The organism is Bacillus cereus group sp. N8, assembly GCF_016483685.1.
Classification (GTDB): domain Bacteria; phylum Bacillota; class Bacilli; order Bacillales; family Bacillaceae_G; genus Bacillus_A; species Bacillus_A proteolyticus.
Window position 1 is genome coordinate 37,277 of sequence record NZ_JAEHBK010000002.1, and the last position, 22,729, is coordinate 60,005.

A 22,729-nucleotide genomic window follows, 5' to 3' on the forward strand; every position below is an offset into this window, starting at 1 on the left:
AAATCCCCTCTTACGTATTTTTCACTTACAATCACTTACTCTATTTCTTTACTAATTCTTTCGGTGCATGAATCCAGCTCATCATTTCACGAAGCTCTGCCCCTACTTTTTCTAACTGATGATTTTGCTCTGCTTTTTTCATCGCATTATATGTTGGACGCCCAGCTTGGTTTTCTAAAATCCATTTCTTCGCGAATTCACCTTGCTGAATTTCTGTAAGTACTCGTTTCATTTCTTTCTTTGTTTCATCTGTAACAATTCTCGATCCTGTTACATAATCTCCAAACTCAGCCGTATCTGAAATAGAATGGCGCATGTTCGTTAAACCACCTTCGTACATTAAATCAACAATTAACTTTAATTCATGTAAACATTCAAAGTATGCAATTTCAGGACGGTATCCGCCTTCCGTTAATGTTTCAAAACCAGCTTTCACAAGTGCAGTTACTCCGCCGCAAAGTACTGCTTGCTCACCAAACAAATCGGTTTCTGTTTCTTCTTGGAATGTCGTTTCAATTACACCTGCACGTGTACACCCTACACCTTTTGCATACGCAAGTGCTACACTTAATGCCGTTCCCGTTGCATCTTGATGTACTGCGACTAATGCCGGAACACCATTCCCTTCTTGAAATACACGGCGAACGAGATGACCTGGACTTTTTGGCGCGACCATTGCTACATCTACGTAACTTGGCGGATTAATTTGTCCGAAGTGAATATTAAATCCATGTGAGAAAAGTAACATTTGTCCTTCACGAAGATTCTCTTCTACTTCTGTTTTATATACATACGCTTGCTGTTCATCCGGCAATAACATTTGTACAACTTGTGCGGTTCGAACCGCTTCTGATACAGACATTACTTCAAATCCATCAGCTTTTGCTACTTCATATGACTTACCAGGGCGAACACCAACTACAACCTCCACACCAGAATTGCGTAAATTTTGTGCTTGGGCATGACCTTGAGACCCATATCCGACTACCGCAACTGTTTTCCCTTTTAATAGCTCTAAATTTGCATCTTTCTCATAATAAGTTTTCATATTCCATACACTCCTTATAATTTATTTACTTGCAGTACATTGATTAATTTTTTCAACTGACTGACGAGTAACGTTGCTTCATTTTCAGTACAAACTGCTGTTAGTTTCATTTCAGAAACACCACTTGTATCTCTTTCGTTTAAATTTAAAGAAGAAATATAATAACCACGCCGAGCAAAAATTCCACTTATACGTAATAAGACGCTCGGATCGTTATGAATAACTAATGAAAAAGTATGACTCATTCTTCCCACCTCTTCATAATCATTTCGTTATTCCCTTTGTTTGGCGGAACCATCGGAAAGACGTTCTCACCTTCTTCTACACAAAAGTCAACTACGACAGGACCTTCATGAGAAAAAGCTTCTAACATTACTTTTTTCGCCTCAAACGAATTTGTTGCTCTTAGCCCTTTTACACCATAAGCTTCTGCTACTTTCACAAAATCTGGTGACCCAATTCTCGATTCCGACAAACGGTTTTCATAAAACATTTCTTGCCATTGCCTTACCATCCCTAAAAATTTGTTGTTTATGATGAATATTTTGACAGGAATATTATTTTCAGCAATTGTTTGCAGCTCTTGAATGTTCATTTGGAAAGAAGCATCACCAGCAATACAGATGACAAGTTCTTCTTCTTTTGCAAGCTGAGCACCAATTGCTGCTGGAAAACCAAATCCCATCGTCCCTAATCCCCCTGATGTTAGAAAAGTCCGTGGTTTTCTCGCTTTATAAAAGTGAGCAGCCCACATTTGATGCTGTCCTACCTCTGTCGTGACAATCGCTTCACCATTCGTTAATTCACTTACTAAGTTGATAACATGCTGTGGTTTTAACTCAAATTCTTTTTGCTTATATGAAAGTGGATATTCTTCTTGCCATTTCTTCAGTTTCTGAAGCCATTCATCTGTTTGTGTATGAATAGACATATGTAAAAGCATATGTAGCGCCTTTTTCACATCACCAACAATCGGATGCTCTACAGTTACATTTTTATGGAACTCAGAAGGATCAATATCAATATGTACTTTTTTCGAATGCGGAGAAAAAAGTTCTAATTTTCCTGTTACACGATCATCGAAACGAACACCTAACGCCAGTAATAAGTCACATTCTGTTACTGCCATATTTGCAGCGTACGTTCCATGCATACCGAGCATTCCTAAAAACAACGGATCTCCCGGCGGATATGCACCCAGTCCCATTAAAGTTGAAACGACTGGAATACGATTCTCCTTCGCAAACTTGATGAGTTCTTCAGATCCGCCTGAATGAATGACGCCTCCCCCGATATAAAGGAGTGGGCGTTTTGCTTTTGAAATTGATTTTGCTACCTCTCTCAGTTTCAAACTGTCTGGCAAAGGTTCTGGTTTATATCCTGGAATCTCCACTTCTTCATTAAAGAAACTTGTTACATTTGCATTTTGAACATCTTTTGGAATATCAATTAATACCGGTCCCGGTCGCCCGCTTTCGGCGATGTAAAAAGCTTCTTGCACAGTTCTTGATAAATGATTCACATCACGAACTTGGTAATTTTGCTTCGTTACAGGTACTGTAATTGCGACAACATCTGCTTCTTGAAATCCGTCTTTACCAATTAAAGGCGTTGCAACTTGCCCTGTAATGACTACTAAAGGAATCGAATCCATATAAGCATCTGCTAAACCCGTAACTAAATTCGTCGCCCCTGGACCAGAGGTAGCAAAGACTACCCCAACCTTTCCAGAAGCTCTCGCATATCCTTCCGCTGCATGAATTGCAGCTTGTTCATGACGAGTTAACACGTGCTTTAAACCACTTTCGTATAACGCATCGTATATTGGTAAAATCGCTCCGCCCGGATAACCGAAAACGGTCGTTACACCTAATTTCTTCAAACATTGAATAACGTGTCCAGCACCTGTAGCTTCTTCACTCTGCAGTTCATCGCATGCTGTATACTGTTCCTCCATTTCAATTAACTCCTCTCCCTATTTACGCTAAACTTTCCGCCAACCCTGGAACACGTACTCCTCTTTCTCTCGTTAATTTTTTAAATTCTTCGGTTAATCTTTTTGTTACATCTCCTGGTTTTCCATCTCCAATTTCTCTTGAATCTACTTTCACTACAGGAATTAGTTCCGCTGCAGTTCCTGTTAAAAACACTTCATCTGCTACATATACGTCATGGCGAGTAAATGGCCTTTCCTCACACGGAATACTTAGACGCTCACATAACTCAATCACACTATTTCTCGTAATACCTTCTAGCGCCCCTAAGTACGAAGGAGGTGTTAACACTTTTCCATCTTTCACAATGAAAACATTATCTCCAGACCCTTCACAAACATACCCTTGTTGATTTAACATAAGAGCCTCTAGCACTCCCGCTTGTGCCGCTTCAATTTTTACAAGCACGTTATTTAAGTAGTTCATTGACTTAATGCGTGGGTCTAATGCGTCTGGCGTATTACGTCTTGATGCAACAGACACAACGCTTAGTCCATTATCATAAAATTCCTGAGGGAATAACTTTAATTGTTCTGCAATAATAATTACGCTCGGTTTCACACAGCTTCTCGGATCAAGCCCTAAGTCACCTTTTCCTCTTGAAACAATTAATCGAATGTAGGCATCCGCGTATTCATTTTTTTGCAATGTTTGTAAAACTGCTTCTTCCATTTCATCTACCGTCATTGGAATTGTAAGCAAAATAGATTTCGCGGATTCATATAGTCGTTTCACATGTTCTTTTAAACAAAATACATTTCCTCCGTAACTACGAATCCCTTCAAATACACCGTCCCCGTATAAAAAGCCGTGATCATATACTGAAACAACTGCCTTTTCTTTCTCTACAAATTCTCCATTCATATAAATGTACTGGTTTCCCATCTCACATCGCTCCTCTTTTTTATCTCTATTTTTGCAATCTATTTCTATATCGATTGCTGAGATGAGTATTTTAACAGAATATTCAGTATATAAACCTTAAAAATATACTCGTCTCAACAATCGATTACTTACATACTTGTAGCAATCCATTGCTGAGACGAGGGAATCGTGGTACCACTCAGCTTCCTTACACTTCTCACGAAATATAAGCTTTGCAAGTCCAATTAGACTTTTGTTTTTCTATCGGAAACAATTCCGCTACTTTTTACTAGTTTTCAAAAGTAGTGCTCCGAGGTGATCTTCAATGATTCGATTGTTACTACCCTCACAGCCTTTGGGCAGCTCTCTGAAACAATCTATATCATTTACTCTCCTCTTCCACGCATTCTTTTATTCTATTTTTATAAAATAAAAACTCTCGCCTCAGCAATCAACTACTACAACTTAGTAGCTTTGATTGCTGAGGCGAGAGTTTCGCGTTACCACTCAGCTTCCTTATACTTCTCGCGAAATATAAGCTTCATAGGTCCAATCAGACCTCCGTCCTTTTACCGGAGACGATGCCGCCGCCCTCTACTCAGTTTCCTTTTCGCAAGCGATGCTCCGAGGTGATCTTCAATGATTCGATTGCTACTACTCTCACAGCCTAGGAGTAGCTCTCTGAAACGATCATAATCATCTACTTTCCTCTTCTTTGCATATACAACATATAAAGTTAGAAAATTCTTAATTAACTTTTATTTGTTAAACGTATTATAGGACGTTGTTCTTTTCATTGTCAATACATTTTCAGAAAATATTTTTAATAATACATATATTTTTGAATCTTTTTTATTGCGCAATAAAACTTTTTGTATAATACTATATAAAACATATATATTTAGGAGGATTACAGCAATGTCCGAAAAAACATACGAACTCGCAACCTTTGCAGGCGGTTGCTTTTGGTGCATGGTAAAGCCATTTGATGAACTTCCTGGTATTCATAAAGTACTTTCTGGCTATGCAGGTGGTCATGTAGAAAACCCAACATATGAACAAGTAAAAGCTGGTACATCTGGTCATTTAGAAGTCATACAAATTACATTCGACCCTTCTATTTTTCCATATGAAAAATTACTAGATTTATATTGGCCACAAATCGATCCAACTGATGATGGCGGACAATTCTTTGACCGTGGTCCATCTTATCGCACTGCTATTTTTTATCATACTGAAACGCAAAAAGAGCTTGCTGAAAAATCAAAACAAGCTCTTGCAGAAAGCGGTATGTTTAAAGATCAAATCGTAACTGAAATTCGCTCGGCTGCACCTTTTTATGAAGCCGAAGAATACCATCAACATTTCTATAAAAAGAACCCTGAGAAATATGCTATCGAGCAAAAAGAATCTGGCCGTGAAGACTTTATAAAAGAAAATTGGCCAAAAAAATAATAAAAACGTATCGTGCTCTCTTTTCAAAGTGCGATGCGTTTTTATCTTTGAAAAAAGTACCATACAATGATAAAAACAACAGCTGTTAATGTCCAAAGTACTATCTCGTTTTTCATGCCATTCTTTTTCTTATTCATTTCATCCCCCCTAGTAGCAATTAAACATAGTCAAGTCTTCCTTTGTTTAATTGTCCACTTGATGAATGTGAATAAATCCGTAAAAATTCTTATAGCAAGACCACCAATGATTCCTATTGCAATTGAAATTACTAACATCTGTACAAAGCTAAGAGTAGTTGTGTATGTTATGTAGAGAACAACGCATTCAAGTAAAACATCCGGTAAAGAAAGCAAAAACTTTTTAAGCATTTCTTCAGCTCTCCTATGCTTTATTTATCTCTTCTACTGTAGCTTTGAAATAAAGCTTGTTCAAAAATTCCATTCAGACACTCATTTTATGGAAAAAGAATAAGAATCCCTTTTAAATAAAGGAATTCTTATTTAGCAGATGTAAGTTTGATTATTTTCTACACATCCTATTCCGTAATTACTCTTAAAATAGAATAATATTACTAGTGATTTATTGTAAAGCAACCATTTTCATTCCACATCAACAAATCGTTATTAAAAACTAATTACCGGGCAATCGGATGTTGTGCCAACTACTTACATTGCATTGACCGTATGTATTATCACCTACTGCCACAACGGTTCCATCTGATTTCAGACCGACTGTATGCGCACAACCAGCCGCTATCGCTACAATATCACTCCAATCGCTTACATTACATTGACCATACCCATTCGAACCTATTGCCACTACAGTACCATCTGATTTAAGAGCGACTGTATGCTTACTCCCTGCCGCTATTTCCACAATATCACGCCAGCTGCTTACATCACATTGACCATGTTTATTATTACCGACAGCCATCACCGTTCCATCCGATTTCAGACCCACAGTATGAAGATAACCTGCCGACAGCGCCACCATACCACGCCAGTCACTTACACTGCATTGGCCATATCGATTATTCCCCACAGTCGTCACTGTGCCGTCCAATTTAAGACCAACTGTATGCCAATCACCCACCGCAGTCGCCACAATATCTCTCCAGCTGCTTATATTACATTCTCCTTCTTTATTTCGGCCCACCGCTATTACCGTTCCATCCGGTTTAAGACCAATGGTACGACGCCATCCTGCCGCAACCGATACTATATTATGCCAGTCGTTCACATCACATTGATCATGCTTATTCCAGCCCACTGCTACCACAGTACTGTCACATTTAAGACCGATTGTATGAGCATTACCCGTGTTCGTCGCCATATGGACATTGCCCACTGCGACCGATACAATATCACGCCAGCCACTTACATTGCATTCTCCCTCTTTATTTCGGCCCACTGCTATCACCGCGCCATCCGATTTAAGAGCAACTGTATGACCACGACCTGCCGCTATCGTATCTTTAGGCCACCGTTTCACTTTTAACATCTCTTCTTTCGGTGAAATGTAATTCATGTTTTACCTCCTTGCATATAAGCAACTATGTCCAAATTGATATTTTCATCAAATTTCATTATAAATGACATGACTTTTTTTATAAAATTACAGCTACAAAAGAAGCCTATTATTACTTCTTCAAAAAATAAAAACCTCCAGTTTAAATACTAGAGGTTCCTTCTTTATTTCTTCAATCGTTCAATAAAATCGTTCAATTTATCAAGTGATTTCATATTCTGATTACAAGCTACACCATCTTTGCAAATATAGTTTCCCTTTTTAACGAAAGTCCCTGGTACATCACCTTTAATTTCAACTAAAAACATCCCTACTTCTTCATGCCCATGACATAATGAACAAATGCTTTTTTTATTTAAACTTTGAAATGTCCCTTGCAGACCAACAAACTTATTTTTATCATTTTTCGCTATAATAAATTTTCTGCTTGATCCCTTGTCAATCCAGCTTAAATAAGATAATTCTTTCATATCCAGTTCTTCCATATCAGGAAGTTTTAACTTTTTCGCCTTAGGAAATAATTTCTTTAACGTTTGTGCTGTAACTTCCTGAAACGGAATTACATACGGATTTATTTTCATTAAAAACGATTCTGCATCTTCTCTATTTTGAACTGTTAATACCGTATCAATTAACTCTTTCTGTTCATCCGTTAAATTCTCAAATACATGTATTATCTTTTCAATCGCAAGTGATTTTAACGCTTGAATTACACCTCTATCATTTGCCGTTGCATGCCCATTTGCTAAAATATAAGCTTGTGATTTTATAAAATTATATTGATCACTTCTAATAAAAGCTTCCATCTTTATCACTCCATACAAATTGTTGATCTAGTTTTATTGTATACAATGATTCAACTTTTTGATATGTAAAAGATAACTTAGAAAAGAATATTACATACATCGATTATTCTCTACCGCTGCATTTCCTGACAAAAGAATCCATCATCTGTTTTCCATTCCGCATATAGTACATCCTCAAATTTAGTAATCCCTTTTTGTTTTATTTGTTTATAAAGCCATCCTTCATCAAAACCTGCTTCCCTCAAATTATCTTTCACTACTTTTCCATCACTAATTAATGAAATGGGTAAGTATACAGGCTTATGTTTTAAACTTAAATCATTTATAGTAGGAGTTTCATATTTACTTTTTTTCAGAACACTTATGTTTCCGTTAGGTTCCAAAATCATATATTCAACTTCCTGGATTGAAAAAATATCTTTTTGCTGCCGTAGCATTTGCTGTAATTGGTTTATGTCCAAATGATTTGAACTTAGTTGTTCCCGGTCAATATATCCATTACGGATAATGATTGACGGAGAGCCTTCAAAAAAACTTCTCGTCCCTCTAAATTTTTGCGTTATTACTTCTATTGTATAAATTAGTACTACCCATACAAGTACTGCATATAAAATAGACCATATTTTTATTTTCGGATCATATATAGTATTTCCGACCAATTCTCCGAGAACAATAGCAGAAATAAAATCAAAAGGCGTTAACTGCGATATTTGTGTTTTCCCTAATATTTTTGTAGCAACCAATAGAACAAAAAAACCAAAAATCAATTCTATTGTTATTTGTCCAAGATGATTCATATAGGTTCACCTTTCTGTCATATGAAATATAACGTTTTCATTTCCCATCCACGCCCCAATACTATACAATTGCGATTCATTTTTGCTATTATCATGCCCATTTATACTAAAAATATCGAATCCAATTTTGTAATGAACCTATAAAAAAAGAATCTGATTCAAAATAACATATGAATCAGACTCTTTTTTAAAATTTATTTGGAATACACTATCTTCTTAATCGTTTCTCCGGAAAGAAAATATTCTTCTGCTAATTGATGAATTGCAATTCCACTTTTAAAAGCGTCTTTAATTGCTTTATTTCTTTCATCCAGTTGTTTTCTTCCGCCAGATTGTGTACCCCATTTATAATGTTTTGTTTCTTGTTTTGGAATGTAAATTGTTTCACCTTGTATATACTTTTGAATTTCAGCAATTAAACTTTCTGGTAAAACGGCCTTAGCCTTTACGTATTTCATTTCTGCTCGCCCCTTATTTTTTATGGTTCATTTCAATAAGGTGCAAAGCCAAATATAAAAAATGATACGAGCTCATCTTGGCGATTGTATATTACTTGTCTACCTCACGCAAAGTATCGCCATTTCCATACTTGGCTTTGCATGAGACGTTGCAGTGTCTGGCAATTGAATTATAATCGCCATATAAACACCTCCTAATATACCTTTTGCATTTTATTATATGATAAATCCCTTCCCCTTGCATCCACATCCTTTTTAAAGCACGAAATTACTTAGTTTGATATAATACTTTTTATTCCAATCAAAAAGTATAGTGAGGTTGCGTTATGAAGAAAAAAATAATCATTACAATAGTTACATTATTCATTATTACTATAGCATTATTCGGAACGTACAAATTAATGAACGCAAGAAGCTTTCAATTATTTGGAGACTTAACAAATCGCGTTGAAACGAATGAAAAGGTGATTGCTTTAACTTTTGATGATGGCCCTACTAACAATATAAAACAAATACTACCACTACTAGATAAGTACAATGCTAAAGCTACTTTCTTTGTTATCGGAAACGAATTAGAAAACAATTTACCATTAGGTGAAGCGATTGTTCGATCTGGACACCAACTTGGAAACCATACATATTCTCATAATAGAATGGTTTTCAAAACACCTTCTTTTATTAAAGAAGAAATAGAAAAAACGAATTCATTAATCCACCAAACAGGATATACAGGTGAAATTGATTTTAGACCCCCTAACGGCAAGAAATTAATTGGACTACCATATTACTTAAATAACAACAATATCGAAACGATTACATGGGATCTTGAACCTGATACTTTTTATAAATCTGCATCTGATAAAATTGACTACGTCAATGAGAATATAAAACCCGGTTCTATCATTTTATTACACTCTATGTACGATGAGTCTAATGAAAATTTACAAACCATTGAAGGTATTTTAGACTCTTTATCTAAAAAAGGGTATCAGTTCGTGACAGTAAATGAATTGCAAAAAAGAGCAAAATAAAAAGGTAGCGTATCATAGAGCGATGCGCTACCTCTCTTTTTATATAATTCCAAGTACATTTAGGAATACGATAATAATCGCAATTGGTGCAATATAGCGAAGTAAGAATAACCATAATACAAATAATTTATAGCCTTTATTTTTACTTACACCAAGCTCTTTCATTAATACATCTTTCTTCATTTTTAAAGGAACAAAGATGGAAACTAATAAAACACCAAGTGGCATTAGTATGTTACTAACCGCATAATCTGCTAAATCAAAAATTGTTTTTCCAAATGGTTTCACATCGCTTAACAAACCGAATGATAATGCTGATGGTACCCCAACAACGAAGATTAATAACCCTACGATTAAGGCCATTTTTTCACGTTTCCCTTTTCCTTTTGCAGTTAAAGATGCAACGCTAATTTCTAGCATCGAAATTGCTGATGTAATAGTAGCAAAGAAGAATAGTAATAAGAAAACGATGAAGAATAATTTTCCAAACGCCATTTTACTGAAAATAGCTGGCAATACGATAAATAATAGCCCTGGTCCTTGCGATGGTTCCATTCCAAATGCGAATACAACTGGGAATATCGCAAGTCCTGCAAGTAAAGTAATAACAAGCGTCAAAGCAACGATAGAAAATGCTGAACGCGGTAAACTTTCTTCTTTCGGTAAGTATGAGCTATACGTTACCATAACGGCTACACCGACAGATAACGAGAAGAACGATTGCCCCATCGCATATAAAATAATTTCTGATGTTACGTTTGAGAAATCAGGTTGTAAGAAGAAGCGAACTCCTTCTCCAGCACCGTCTAATGTAAGTGCACGAACGATTAATACAAAGAATAAAACGAATAGTGCTGGCATGAAATATTTATTTACTTTTTCAACACCATTTTGTACTCCTTTACTTACGATAAAAATAGTAATAAGGATGAATAATAGCTGTGATCCAACTGCTAAATATGGATTGGAAATGATTTCACCAAACGTAGCTTCGTACGCACCATTTCCTTCCCATAGTCTACCTGTAGTTGCATTCCATAAATATAATATAATCCAACCTCCTACAACACTGTAGAAAGAAAGTAATATGAAACATGTTACAATCCCCAACTTACCTAACCACGGCCATAGCGTTTTAGGTGCAATTTCTCTGTACGCATCAACGGCCTCTTTTTGTGTACTTCTTCCAATAACGAATTCTGCTAATAGTAGCGGTAAACCAATTAATAATGTGAAACCGATGAAAATAAGGAAGAACGCGCCGCCTCCTCCGATGCCGGCCATATACGGGAATTTCCAAATCGCTCCAAGACCAATCGCTGAACCTGCTGCAGCTAATACGAAACCTAATTTCGATGTCCATTGCTGTGAATTCATCTTTTTATCTCCTCTCTTTTTCTTTTTCTTTTCATTATAATTTGCTCTATGTTCATATTGTTCTATTACTAGCCCGTTCTAATCCAACCACTTCCTCTCAAATAAAAAACGCCCCTACGTAAATACGTAGGGACGACAAAAATATCGCGGTACCACCCTAGTTATGAAGATACAACAAAAGTAAGACCTAAATAAAAAACGTCCCTACGCAAATACGTAGGGACGATAAAATATCGCGGTACCACCCTAGTTATGAAGCCACACCAGAGTTAGGACCTAAATAAAAAACGTCCCTACGTAAATACGTAGGGACGATAAATATCGCGGTACCACCCTAGTTGTGAAACAATCTTCACCACTTTATTTGATAACGGTATAAACTACCGTCTTTCATTTCCTCAAAATATGAGATTTATGAAAGATGCTCCAGGACGAACTTCATGAATAATCTATATACTGATTCACACCAACCATCAGCTCTCTGAAATAGGGAGATTTTCACTACTATACCCTTTCATTGCCCAAATATTATTTTCCGAATTGATTACTATCATTTTTATCACACATTAAAAATAGTGTCAACTTATATTTTGAATTTTTATGTATTACATTCTATTTAAAAATTCAAAATATGACTTTTGAATGCATAGTATTCATACATTTATGGTTTATACTGTATTAACTTCTTTAACGGGTTTATAGTAGTATACGATAAATGCAAGGCAGCACGAGTAGGAGGAAAGAATTTTGTCTACTTCAAAAGTTTTAAAAGGTACGGCTTTATTAAGCGGTGCCACAATGATTTCACGTATTTTAGGGTTTATATATTTTTTCCCCTTTCAATTATTAGTTGGAACGCAAGGGGTCGCTTTATACGGATATGCATACTCTTGGTACGGTATTTTATTAAGTTTTTCAACAGCTGGTATTCCTATTGCCGTCTCCAAATTTGTTGCAAAACATAATGCACTTGGTGATTATAGTACAAGTAAAAAATTATACAACTCTAGCGTAAAATTGATGTTGTTTATGGGCTTTTTAGGATTTTTAATTTTATTTATTGGAGCACCGTACATATCACAATTTATTATTCGCTCGAAAACGCCAGATCCACAATTTATCGCCGACGTAACACTTACGATGCGAGCATTAAGCTTCGCACTTATTATCGTACCAGCTATGAGTGTTACACGTGGTTATTTCCAAGGTTTTCAACATATGAAACCAAGTGCTGTTTCTCAAGTTGTAGAACAAATCGCACGCGTTGTTTTCATTTTAGTTGGTAGTTTTATCGTCTCAAAACTATTAGGGGGTTCAGTAGCTTCTTCTGTTGCAGTTGCTACGTTTGGTGCTGTTATCGGGGCACTTGCCAGCGTCTCTATTTTAATGCTGTACTGGAAAAAATATAACGGATTAAAGCCTCCCGAAGGTGAATTAAAATCAAGGGCATCCGATATTCCATTAAAAAATATTTATATGGAATTACTTCGATATGCAATCCCAATTGTATTTGTCGGTATTGCAATTCCGCTCTATACGTTAGTAGATCAATATACCGTAGCTGATGTCCTTAGAGCGATGGGAGAGCCTTTAGAAACCGCGAATGCAGTTTTCGCTTATATAACGAACTATGCACAAAAGTTAATTATGATTCCCGCTTCACTTGCAACTGGATTCTCATTAACAATTATTCCAGCTATAACGAAATCATTTACGAGCGGGAAACTAGAAGAATTACAAGAACAAATTTCAAAGATATTCCAAGTGTTGTTATTCTTCACTATCCCAGCCGCATTCGGCCTAGCAAGTATCGCTTACGATGCATTCCGCATGGTTTATGTAAATCCTGAAATTGCACTTGGTGGATCACAATATTTAATTTCATTTGCACCGTCTGCTATATTAAGTGCGATTTTTACAGTTTCAGCTGCTATATTACAAGGAATTGATTATCAAAGAAAAACAATGATTGCATTCTCAGTTGGTATTCTCGTTAAAATTGTGGTGAACACACCGCTCTTACATTTATTCGGTGGACATGGTGCTGTACTTGGAACAATTCTTGGATATCTTGTTTCAAATATTATTATGCTGTACTGCATCGTTAAGTTTGCGAAATTCAAAATTGGTGAAACAGCAAAAACAGTATTTCTAATTACGATTTACTCCGCAGCAATGTCTGCTGTTGTAATTGCATTAAAAGTAATTTTAAAATGGTTAATCCCTGGACAATCTTATATCGAATCACTGCTCATTGTCTTTATATGTGGCGCTGCCGGAGGGCTTGTTTACCTTTTATTCGCCCTAAAGAGCGGACTTGCTTCTCATATTCTCGGTGATCGTATTCAACGTTTACCTGTACTAGGGAAATTAGTTAAATAAAAAAGAAGAGATGTAACTCGTTGTTACATCTCTCTTTTTCACTTCACATATTCAATACGCTTTTGTTGTTCAGAAACATTTAATTCTGGAGCATATTGTTCTACTAAATGTAATACTTCCTCGATTAATACTTCTAGCTCTTGCACGCTATGCTCTGGACTCCCTATTAACGTACCCGCCATACGCTCAAATAGATTTTCAGGTTTAATTGTCATTTGTTCCACATTATTACTCATCCATTTAAATGCTGGATGATGCACGTACATTCGGTTCAAACCAAATAAAACCCCAAATATATTTCTTTGTACTTCACAAATAACATCATACAACATAAGCCAATCTTTCCGTTTCAAAAGCGCTTCTCGATTATGCCAGCGATTGCTTAACCATAGATTTTCTGAAATCATCCGTTTCGCTAGTTCTTCTGGATACACCGCCACATTACCTTTTAATTCATTCACTTTCTCTTCTCTATACAAACTAACTCCATCATGAACGGATGATACAATACATTGTTTCTCATAATTTATATCATATAAATCTACAACATCTGAAATAACTTTTTCTACTGTTCCTGTTAAAAAGTTACTAATCTCTAGCTTAATTCCTTCTTTCGTCAAATACGTTTCCGACCATTCTTCTTCCTCATACGGATAATAGGATAAAATTGTCCCATCAATACGATGAATAGGAGCTCTACGGTCCTCATCCTCTGGCGGCGCTGACCATAAAATATGTAATTCAATATCTGAATGTTCATCTTCTAACTTTCTCGCTACTGAACCCGCTAAAATAATTGCTTCGATTTTCGAGTTTTCCCTATAAATCTCTGACATTTCTATTGCTTTCTCTAGTAATCCCATTTCATTTCCCCCTAAAGCTGCAACATCCCTCTCTATTTATATATTTCAATACCACATCTTATAATCCCTTTACGACTTACACCTTTTCAAATCTCACTAATTCATATTTCCACCCAATAACGCTGAACAATTTCACCAGTATGAGTAGAAATCACTTCATTTTCTAACACACCGCCAACCTTTTGAATTGTTTTAGCCGAGCCAACATTCGCTTTATCACAAGTTATTAACACTTTGTTCAAACCTAACTTTTTCACCTCAGCTAATGAAAGTTGAAGTTGTTTAGTAGCATATCCTTGGCGACGTTTATTAGGATGCACACTATAACCGATATGACCGCTTTCCAGCAATAATTCTGGATTTAATCGATGTCTAATATTTACAAAACCGATAAGTTCTCCTTTTTCAAAACTTAAAAACTGACTAGATGGCACTCGATTCGATTGTAAGTTTTCTCCTACTTCTTGTATACTCACTTTTTCAAACCATTTATCTAGAAAATCAAAATTTTGTAAAGAACTACTGCCATGCGGTTGTTCTCCTGAATTTAAAAATGCCTGCCTATACTCCATAATTTGTTTGCTATATTTATAAGTTGGTTTTAATAGTTTCATTGTGCTTCCCCCCTCTTAATACCCTAAAATAAACCCCTTAATAGCTCTATTGCACCATTAAGGGGTTTCTATCATTTTTATTCAAATAACCCCATACTCAAATAACGTTCACCAGTATCAGGCGCAATACATAAAACTTTTTTACCAGCACCTAGACGTTTCGCTATCATGATCGCTGCGTAAACAGAAGCTCCTGAAGATGGACCTACTAATAAACCTTCTTGTCTTGCTAAGTTTCTCATTGTCGTTAATGCTTCTTCATCCGCAATTTGAATAATTTCGTTATACACTTCAGTATTTAAGTTTTTCGGAATAAAACCAGGACTTGTTCCTACTAGTTTATGAGGGCCTGGAACACCACCAGATAACACTGGTGATCCTTTCGGTTCTACTACTGCAATATATAAGTTTGGTAGTTTCTCTTTTAATGTTTCACCTGTCCCTGTAATTGTTCCACCTGTTCCTGCGGTTGCTACAAATGCATCAAGCTCTCCATCCATTTGCTCATAAATTTCAAGTGCAGTCGTATAACGATGAATATTCGGATTTGCTGGGTTTTCAAATTGCTGCGGAATGAAACTATTTGGAATTTCTTTTTGTAACTCTACCGCCTTCGCAATTGCTCCTGGCATTCTTTGTTCTGCCGGTGTTAAAACTACTTCTGCGCCGTATGCCTTCAATAAATTAATACGCTCTTTTGACATGTTATCTGGCATAATTAAAATAGCTTTATATCCTTTAGCAGCCGCATTCATCGCTAAACCAATTCCTGTATTTCCACTTGTCGGTTCAATAATTGTATCACCCGGCTTAATGAGACCGTGTTCCTCAGCGACATGAATTAAGTTATAGGCCGCACGATCTTTCACACTGCGTGACGGATTAAACATTTCCAGTTTTACATACACATCCGCTGCGTCCTCTGGAATAAATTTAGATAATCGGACGACAGGTGTATCTCCTATTAATTCTGTAACGTTTTCACATAATTTCATAGCGTATCCCCTATTCTATCGTTTTCTTATCATTTGGCAGTAACCATGAAGTAAGTCCAATTAATGGTAAACAACTACATAATAGCATAATAAACTGAAGACTATACATATCAGCTAATTTCCCAAGAACTACAGCACCTAATGCTCCAAGACCAAACGCAAGACCGACAATGAGCCCTGATACCATTCCTACTTTTCCAGGTACAAGTTCTTGCGCGTATACAACAATTACACTAAAACTACTTGAACTAATAAAACCGATACATAAAAATAACGGTACAACCCACACAAGAGAAACATGAGGTAGCAAAAGTGCAAGCGGTGCTGAACCGAGCATTGAAAAGACAATGATCTTTTTCTTACCGAATCGATCCGCTAGTGGACCACCAAAGAAAGTACCTAATACACCAGCAATCATAAAAGCGAAGACGAAATACTGTGCATTTTTTATAGATAAACCGTAATGCTCTATTAAATAAAATTGATAGAAATTCCCGATACCAGCACCGTACCAAGAACGTACAAATGTTAGAAAAACAAGAAGTAAAATAACAAATTTAATGTGCGTACTTACAATCGCATTTTCAGCCTCAAGTGCAGCCCTCTTTTTCCTTCTTACAGCACCAGTGGCTAATTCATTTTTATACCAATTTGATACGAAAATTAGTAATACAATTCCTACTGCTGCGAAAGCAGTAAAACCTAGAGAACCAATTTGACCGAGCGGAACGAAAATCAGCGCTGTAAAAATAGGTGCTAACGAATTCCCTGTATTTCCTCCCACTTGATAAATCGCTTGTGCTAAACCACGTTTGGCACCTGCCGCCATATAAGCAACGCGGGCACCTTCTGGATGAAAGACTGCGGAACCTAATCCAATAAATAAAACAGAAATAATAACAATAATAAAATTCGGGGCAAACGCGAGCCCAATCATCCCAAGCATGCTCGAAAACATACCGAGTGGTAATAAAAATGGTGACGGCTTCTTATCTGAATACATCCCAAAAACCGGCTGCATAATCGATGACGTCATATTTAACGCGAACGCAATCCATCCTACTTGCATATAAGATAAATTCATCGTTTTTTCCAAAATAGGAAACAACGCTGGTACAACCGCTTGCATCGAATCATTCAAAAAATGTCCGAAACTAATCGCAAATAATATTCGATATATCGTCGGTGTTTCCACTACACTTTTTTGTGAAACTGCTTGCATATACGAATCTCTCCTTCCTGTACAAAATATATATTTATTACAGTTAGTGTAATAAATTCTGAGTTTTGAAACATTTCTATTCTATACTGGTTTCATTTCTTTTTCCAGAAATTCAACTTCTAAAAAATATATTTTTTCTATATGCTTTGTCGGATTTATTCATATGAACCCTCTGTATTTTATTTTATACTGGGACTGGACGGAAGAAAGGCTTGCAATTATGAAGAAAAAGACGACCCTAAAACATATTAGGATCGCCTTTTCTATTAAATAGCAAAACGCTTATACTTCTCATAATCACTCGTCTTACATTCCAGTGCAATTTTCGTACCTTCATTTTCATAACTCGTAGATAAAACGTGCGCATGATTGTTGAAATACGAAACTACCTGTCCTTGATCATATGGAATTAACATTTCACACTTCGTATACTCTTTATAAATATGCGCGCGAACCATTTCTACAAGCTCTTCAATTCCAACATGTTTCTTCGCAGATAGATACACGCGATCTTCTTGCACTTTCGGAATTTCAACATCTACCATATCTGATTTGTTGTATGCATAAATCGTCGGGATATTTTCCACGCCAATTTTCTTTAACGTTTCATTTGTAATATCAATTAATTGCTCATAATTAGGATTTGAGTAATCTACGACGTGAATGAGTAAATCTGCTTCCGCCACTTCCTCTAGCGTTGAACGGAATGCTTTCACAAGATGATGCGGTAATTTACTTACAAATCCAACAGTATCCGTTAATAAAAATGATTTATTATCCGGTAAATCAATATTTCGTACAGATGTCTCTAATGTCGCAAATAACATATCTTTTTCAAATACTTGTTTTTCTACAGTACCATTAAAAATTTCAAGCATTGTATTCATTATCGTTGATTTACCTGCATTCGTATATCCTACTAATGATACAACCGGAATTTCATTTTTCTTACGTTGTTTACGCTGCGTTTGACGCTGTGCAACAAGTGCCTCTAATTCTTTATTTAGAGCTGCAATTTGTTCTTCAATTTTACGACGGTCTAATTCCAACTTCTTCTCACCGACACCTTTATTTTTCGTGCCAACTCCCCCGCTCTGTCTTCCTAAAGATTCACGAAGACCGATTAAACGAGGCATCATGTACTGAAGATGGGCCACTTCTACTTGCAACTGCGCTTCTTTCGTTTTTGCACGCTGCGCAAAAATATCTAAAATTAAAATGGTACGATCAATTACTTTACAATCTAAATCCTCTTCTAAATTTCGAATTTGTGAAGGAGATAATTCATCATTAAAGATGACCATATTCGCATCGGCTTCTTTCACATACGCTGCTACTTCTTCAATCTTCCCTTTTCCAATATAATGCGACGGATTTACTCGTTGTAAATTTTGCGTCACTTGACCGATTACTTCCACATCACAAGCTTCCGTCAGATTTGCTAACTCTTCCATCGAATATGCAAAATCAGCTTCATTACCTAAATTTACTCCGACTAATATTGCTCTTTGTAATAATTCTTCCATATATTTATTCCTCCATTTCGATTACGCAAAATAAAAAACACAGGTCACTGCCTGTGTTTTCGTAAACGGATAAGGGTTTACCAAAGAAATAGAAGAAAGCAGTGCTTTCGTCCTATAACATGGTCAAAAAGTCCCAAGATAGTATACGTATCCAACAAGTGTTCACCTATACTGTCCCATTCTATTTATAAAGGCAAAACAAAAAGAGGGCGTATTCGTCCCTCCCTCTTTTTCACATATAAGCTTAATAAAGGGTTCCTTTAAAATAGGCAGACCAATCCCGTTCACTCTGTACACAGACAGAGCCTTTGAGCGCTATTCAATTATCGGCACAAAGTATTGAGACGTAATCTGATTAAGATCAAAGGAAGCCCCTCCGTTCATTTTAAGTTACATAAAGTGTAGCATAAGTAATTCGCTTTCACAAGATTAAACCACCCATAGAAACAGAAAGAAAATCTTTATATTTTTACTTTAATCGTCATTTTTTGCGGGTTCTTCTCATAATAAAAATAACAACAGCAATTATCAATAACAGACCTATAGAAATGATAGCCACTTGCCACCAACTTAAACCGCTCACCAGTTCATCTTTTAAATCGATTTTCTTCGTCGGAATAGCTTCCTTCGCAATATGACTTAAAGTATTCCTCTCCATCTCTGCCTCATCTAATCTCTTCGTTCCACTGCAGAGAGATGTCTCTAACTTCTCCTCTCCTCTATAAGAAGAAAAGACTAGATACTCTCCTCCCTCCGCAAAACGAAATGCACAGCTACTAAAACTTGTATATATAATAACTTGCGAAGAGCTTGTCCCTTTCCAAATTTTCTTCACTTCAAATAATGTTTTCATTTCTCCATCTTTCTCTTGAACTTCTAACACCTTACCTTCAAACACTACATCATTTTTTTTGTAACCTCTCTTCTGGTGATGCTTTAGTACAATCACAAGCATAAGACTTCTCTGGTAAAATAAAATAAGTAAAGCTACAAATTAAAAAAAGAGACAATACATATACGATTCTTTTCAAGAATCTCAAACCCCTTCATTATCAATTTTAGAAGCTTTCCGTATATTATTTTTACGTTATTCGCCAAATTCCTCCATAGTGAATTAAACATTATCGTTTCAATACAATAAAAATCTTTATTGACATTTTTATAACCTGATATTAGTATCAGGTTATAAAAATAACAAGGAGATGTTCCTATGAATTCTAAATCTCGTATTACTGCAATTGGTACTTATGTTCCAGATCAAATATTGTCTAATAACGATTTAGAAAAAGTAGTCCATACGAATGATGAATGGATTGTGCAAAGAACAGGAATGAAGGAAAGAAGAATTGCTAACGAAGACGAATACTCCTCACACTTAGCCATTAGAGCAATCGAAAACTTATGTAAAACATATAAGAAAAACCTAGAAGATGTCGACTGTATCATTGTCGCTACAACTACTGCTGACTTTGTTTTCCCTAGCGTTGCTTGCCAAATACAACAATACTTCAACTTACCCCATACACTAGCTTTTGATTTAAATGCGACTTGCGCTGGTTTCACATATGGCCTGCACGTTGGTAATAGCTTGATTACTTCTGGATCACATGAAAAAGTACTTGTCGTAGCAACAGAGACATTATCTAAAGTTACTGATTACTCCGATAGAACGACCTGCATTTTATTTGGCGATGGTGCTGGAGCTATTTTATTAGAAAGAGATGAAATCAAACCAAGCTTTATCGCTGTTCACATGGGAACAAATGGTGCTGGTGGCATTCACCTATACAGAACAAACTTATCTACCACTATGAATGGCACACCACTGCAAACAAATGAAAAAATCGTTCAAAATGGGAGAGAAGTGTATAAATGGGCAACACGCACGGTACCAGCAAGTATAAAAGAACTATTACATACCGCAAATATGCAAATAGATGATATAGACTGGTTCGTACCACACAGTGTTAACTTACGAATGATTGAATCTATTTGCGAGAAAACCGAAATTCCAATTCAAAAAACTTTAACCAGTGTAAAATACATGGGGAATACATCTTCCGCTTCCATTCCACTCGCTTTAGATTTAGCTAGAAAAGAAGGAAAATTAAATAACGGAGATACACTTTTGCTGTATGGATTTGGTGGTGGTCTTACGCATTTAGGGCTTATTGTGGAGTGGAATTTAAGTTAAGTATATAAAGAGAGGTTCTAGTCAGTAACTAGAACCTCTCTTTACTTTAATTTCTTGCCCCTTTTCGAGACCATATCACAACAGGGATTAGCAATAATGCTAACACTCCTCCCGCTAATGATAATGCGGCATAACTGGAATTAGCTACTACCATTCCTGACATCGCTCCACCTGAAGCTCCGGCTAACGCAATAAAAACATCTATTTTCCCTTGTGTTTTAGCACGTGTAGAAGGAGTTGTGGAATCAACGATTTGTGCTGTTCCACTTATTAAACCGAGGTTCCATCCTAATCCAAGTAAAGAAAGAGCAACAATTAATAATAGTAAAGAATTACTTGGTGCTATCGCAGCTATTACACCCGCTGCAAGTAAAATCACCCCACCAGCTATACTCATCGTAGTTCGGCCAATTTTATCAATTAACATTCCCGTAACGAGAGATGGAAGATACATTGCACCTACATGGAAACCGATCACAAGGCCTACTGCACTTAAACCATGACCGTGGTGTCCCATATGAACTGGCGTCATCGTCATAATCGCAACCATCACTATTTGAGTAAGTATCATAACGATCGCTCCAACAGTAATACCTCGTTTGTTTTCTGTCCCTTCTTCTGTTACTAGTTGCCCTTTATATGTATGCTCTTGTTTATATGTTTCTATTATGTTAGCAATAATTAACGGATCTGGACGAAGCATAACAAATAGGACAAGACCCGCTAGTATAAATGCAGCTGCCGATAATATGAACGGACCAGCAAGTTCAGGAATTCCAATTGAATGAGCAAACCTTCCCATTACACCTACTAAATTTGGACCTGCAACTGCACCAAAAGTCGTCATTACCATCGTAATACTAACAGCAGTTGCTCGCTGCTTCTTATTCGCTAAATCGGTACCAGCATAGCGAGCTTGTAAATTCGTCGCTGTACCTGCACCATATATGAGTAAAGAGACTAGTAATAGAATAATACTATTTGTTAAAGCAGCTAATACAACTCCAATAGCCCCTAGTCCCCCTACTATAAACCCTGTTGCAAGTCCTATTCGGCGACCATATTTTTGCGATAACTTCCCAACAAAGAAAGCCGCTACAGCGGATCCCATTGTAAACATAGCAGCCGGTAATCCTGCATATGCATCTGTCCCAAGCATTTGCTGTGCAAGAAGTGCCCCTACTGTAATTCCCGCAGCTAGGCCTGCACCACCAAACATTTGTGAAATGCTTACGATTACTAAGGTTCGTTTATATAATTTTTGTTGCTCTTCTTCTGTGTACATACGATTACTTATTAAAGCATCTGTTGTCTCTATCATTTCCTCAACCTCTCTATAAAACTGATCCCTCTTGTTAATGTACTATAGAACAACAAAATCCCCAAATTTAAAATGTTGCAATTTATTTATCCGTATAAAGAACCCCACGGTTTATGTTTCACCCATTACCGAGGGGTTCCCAAAATAACTATACTAATTTTTTGACAGCCTTCGTTACATCTTTAGAACACAATTCATAATTAGCCTATTTCCCTTACAATTCCCTTACTACTCTTTTCTCCTCTCTTTTTACTG

General features: G+C 36.4%; 20 protein-coding genes, 1 pseudogene and 3 other annotated features. Of the genes and pseudogenes, 4 read left to right on the forward strand and 17 right to left on the reverse strand.

The annotated features are described in order from the left end of the window. Positions 1-40: 40 nt before the first annotated feature. The 4 genes from ilvC to ilvE are packed head-to-tail and all read right to left on the reverse strand — an operon-like array spanning position 41 to position 3,927. Entirely contained in the window at positions 41-1,048 is a 1,008-nt protein-coding gene (gene ilvC / locus JDS80_RS04255; RefSeq protein WP_199637183.1) for a ketol-acid reductoisomerase, read from the reverse strand. Between the two features lie 14 nt (positions 1,049-1,062). Beyond that, positions 1,063-1,293, reverse strand: a complete 231-nt coding sequence (locus tag JDS80_RS04260; protein WP_044440462.1) for an ACT domain-containing protein — start codon at positions 1,291-1,293, stop codon at positions 1,063-1,065. Beyond that, entirely contained in the window at positions 1,290-3,005 is a 1,716-nt protein-coding gene (gene ilvB, locus JDS80_RS04265; protein ID WP_199637185.1) for an acetolactate synthase large subunit, read from the reverse strand. Before ilvB ends, JDS80_RS04260 begins: the two co-directional genes overlap by 4 nt. 22 nt (positions 3,006-3,027) lie before the next feature. Further along, positions 3,028-3,927 (reverse strand): branched-chain-amino-acid transaminase, encoded by a 900-nt coding sequence (gene ilvE, locus JDS80_RS04270; RefSeq protein WP_071745099.1) that lies wholly within the window; start codon positions 3,925-3,927, stop codon positions 3,028-3,030. Between the two features lie 150 nt (positions 3,928-4,077). Next, positions 4,078-4,317: a binding site (T-box leader), on the reverse strand. A gap of 68 nt (positions 4,318-4,385) precedes the next feature. Then, positions 4,386-4,631, reverse strand: a binding site (T-box leader). A gap of 193 nt (positions 4,632-4,824) precedes the next feature. On the opposite strand from ilvE, the gene msrA reads away from it, so the two are divergent. Continuing rightward, positions 4,825-5,361, forward strand: coding sequence for a peptide-methionine (S)-S-oxide reductase MsrA (gene msrA, locus JDS80_RS04275; RefSeq protein WP_199637187.1), 537 nt, complete (start codon positions 4,825-4,827; stop codon positions 5,359-5,361). Positions 5,362-5,528: 167 nt separating this feature from the next. Here the strand turns inward: msrA and JDS80_RS04280 are convergent, their stop codons facing one another. The 5 genes from JDS80_RS04280 to JDS80_RS04300 all read right to left on the reverse strand — a co-directional run bounded on the left by JDS80_RS04280 (position 5,529) and on the right by JDS80_RS04300 (position 8,949). Further along, on the reverse strand, positions 5,529-5,729 hold the full coding sequence (locus JDS80_RS04280; RefSeq protein WP_071770030.1) for a hypothetical protein: 201 nt from the start codon (positions 5,727-5,729) through the stop codon (positions 5,529-5,531). Between the two features lie 262 nt (positions 5,730-5,991). Continuing rightward, positions 5,992-6,888 (reverse strand): RCC1 domain-containing protein, encoded by an 897-nt coding sequence (locus JDS80_RS04285; RefSeq protein ID WP_098888151.1) that lies wholly within the window; start codon positions 6,886-6,888, stop codon positions 5,992-5,994. A gap of 164 nt (positions 6,889-7,052) precedes the next feature. Continuing rightward, entirely contained in the window at positions 7,053-7,694 is a 642-nt protein-coding gene (locus JDS80_RS04290) for a FusB/FusC family EF-G-binding protein (protein WP_000387067.1), read from the reverse strand. 110 nt (positions 7,695-7,804) lie between these two features. Further along, positions 7,805-8,491: a DUF421 domain-containing protein gene (locus JDS80_RS04295; RefSeq protein ID WP_071770033.1), complete on the reverse strand. Its 687-nt coding sequence runs from the start codon at positions 8,489-8,491 to the stop codon at positions 7,805-7,807. A 194-nt stretch (positions 8,492-8,685) separates the two neighbouring features. Then, the gene (locus JDS80_RS04300) at positions 8,686-8,949 is read right to left on the reverse strand and encodes a CD3324 family protein (protein WP_071745093.1); all 264 of its coding nucleotides are present in this window, start codon (positions 8,947-8,949) and stop codon (positions 8,686-8,688) included. A 326-nt stretch (positions 8,950-9,275) separates the two neighbouring features. On the opposite strand from JDS80_RS04300, the gene JDS80_RS04305 reads away from it, so the two are divergent. Continuing rightward, positions 9,276-9,980 (forward strand): polysaccharide deacetylase family protein, encoded by a 705-nt coding sequence (locus JDS80_RS04305; protein ID WP_071770034.1) that lies wholly within the window; start codon positions 9,276-9,278, stop codon positions 9,978-9,980. Positions 9,981-10,019: 39 nt separating this feature from the next. Here the strand turns inward: JDS80_RS04305 and JDS80_RS04310 are convergent, their stop codons facing one another. Continuing rightward, the gene (locus JDS80_RS04310; RefSeq protein WP_199637189.1) at positions 10,020-11,357 is read right to left on the reverse strand and encodes a sodium-dependent transporter; all 1,338 of its coding nucleotides are present in this window, start codon (positions 11,355-11,357) and stop codon (positions 10,020-10,022) included. 304 nt (positions 11,358-11,661) lie between these two features. After that, positions 11,662-11,884 (reverse strand) — a binding site (T-box leader). 220 nt (positions 11,885-12,104) lie between these two features. On the opposite strand from JDS80_RS04310, the gene JDS80_RS04315 reads away from it, so the two are divergent. After that, on the forward strand, positions 12,105-13,739 hold the full coding sequence (locus tag JDS80_RS04315) for a putative polysaccharide biosynthesis protein (RefSeq protein WP_071745092.1): 1,635 nt from the start codon (positions 12,105-12,107) through the stop codon (positions 13,737-13,739). A 38-nt stretch (positions 13,740-13,777) separates the two neighbouring features. On the opposite strand, the gene JDS80_RS04320 is transcribed toward JDS80_RS04315, so the two are convergent. The 6 genes and pseudogenes from JDS80_RS04320 to JDS80_RS04345 all read right to left on the reverse strand — a co-directional run bounded on the left by JDS80_RS04320 (position 13,778) and on the right by JDS80_RS04345 (position 19,990). Beyond that, complete coding sequence (locus JDS80_RS04320) at positions 13,778-14,602, reverse strand: DUF4037 domain-containing protein (protein WP_199637191.1); 825 nt, start codon at positions 14,600-14,602, stop codon at positions 13,778-13,780. Positions 14,603-14,703: 101 nt separating this feature from the next. Beyond that, positions 14,704-15,216 carry a GNAT family N-acetyltransferase gene (locus tag JDS80_RS04325; RefSeq protein ID WP_071745090.1) on the reverse strand — a complete coding sequence of 171 codons (513 nt, stop codon included), beginning with the start codon at positions 15,214-15,216 and terminating at the stop codon, positions 14,704-14,706. A 77-nt stretch (positions 15,217-15,293) separates the two neighbouring features. Next, on the reverse strand, positions 15,294-16,211 hold the full coding sequence (gene cysK, locus JDS80_RS04330) for a cysteine synthase A (RefSeq protein ID WP_098888148.1): 918 nt from the start codon (positions 16,209-16,211) through the stop codon (positions 15,294-15,296). Between the two features lie 10 nt (positions 16,212-16,221). Then, a complete protein-coding gene (locus JDS80_RS04335) occupies positions 16,222-17,433 on the reverse strand; it encodes an MFS transporter (protein WP_199637193.1) in 1,212 nt (403 codons plus the stop codon). Positions 17,434-17,699: 266 nt separating this feature from the next. Next, the gene (gene hflX, locus JDS80_RS04340) at positions 17,700-18,959 is read right to left on the reverse strand and encodes a GTPase HflX (RefSeq protein WP_071745087.1); all 1,260 of its coding nucleotides are present in this window, start codon (positions 18,957-18,959) and stop codon (positions 17,700-17,702) included. Positions 18,960-19,440: 481 nt separating this feature from the next. Then, positions 19,441-19,990 (reverse strand): annotated as a pseudogene (locus JDS80_RS04345) (cobalamin biosynthesis protein CbiN). 179 nt (positions 19,991-20,169) lie between these two features. Here JDS80_RS04345 and JDS80_RS04350 point away from each other — a divergent pair. Next, positions 20,170-21,153 (forward strand): ketoacyl-ACP synthase III, encoded by a 984-nt coding sequence (locus JDS80_RS04350; protein WP_199637195.1) that lies wholly within the window; start codon positions 20,170-20,172, stop codon positions 21,151-21,153. Between the two features lie 46 nt (positions 21,154-21,199). On the opposite strand, the gene JDS80_RS04355 is transcribed toward JDS80_RS04350, so the two are convergent. After that, complete coding sequence (locus tag JDS80_RS04355) at positions 21,200-22,474, reverse strand: MFS transporter (protein WP_199637197.1); 1,275 nt, start codon at positions 22,472-22,474, stop codon at positions 21,200-21,202. Positions 22,475-22,729 lie beyond the last annotated feature (255 nt).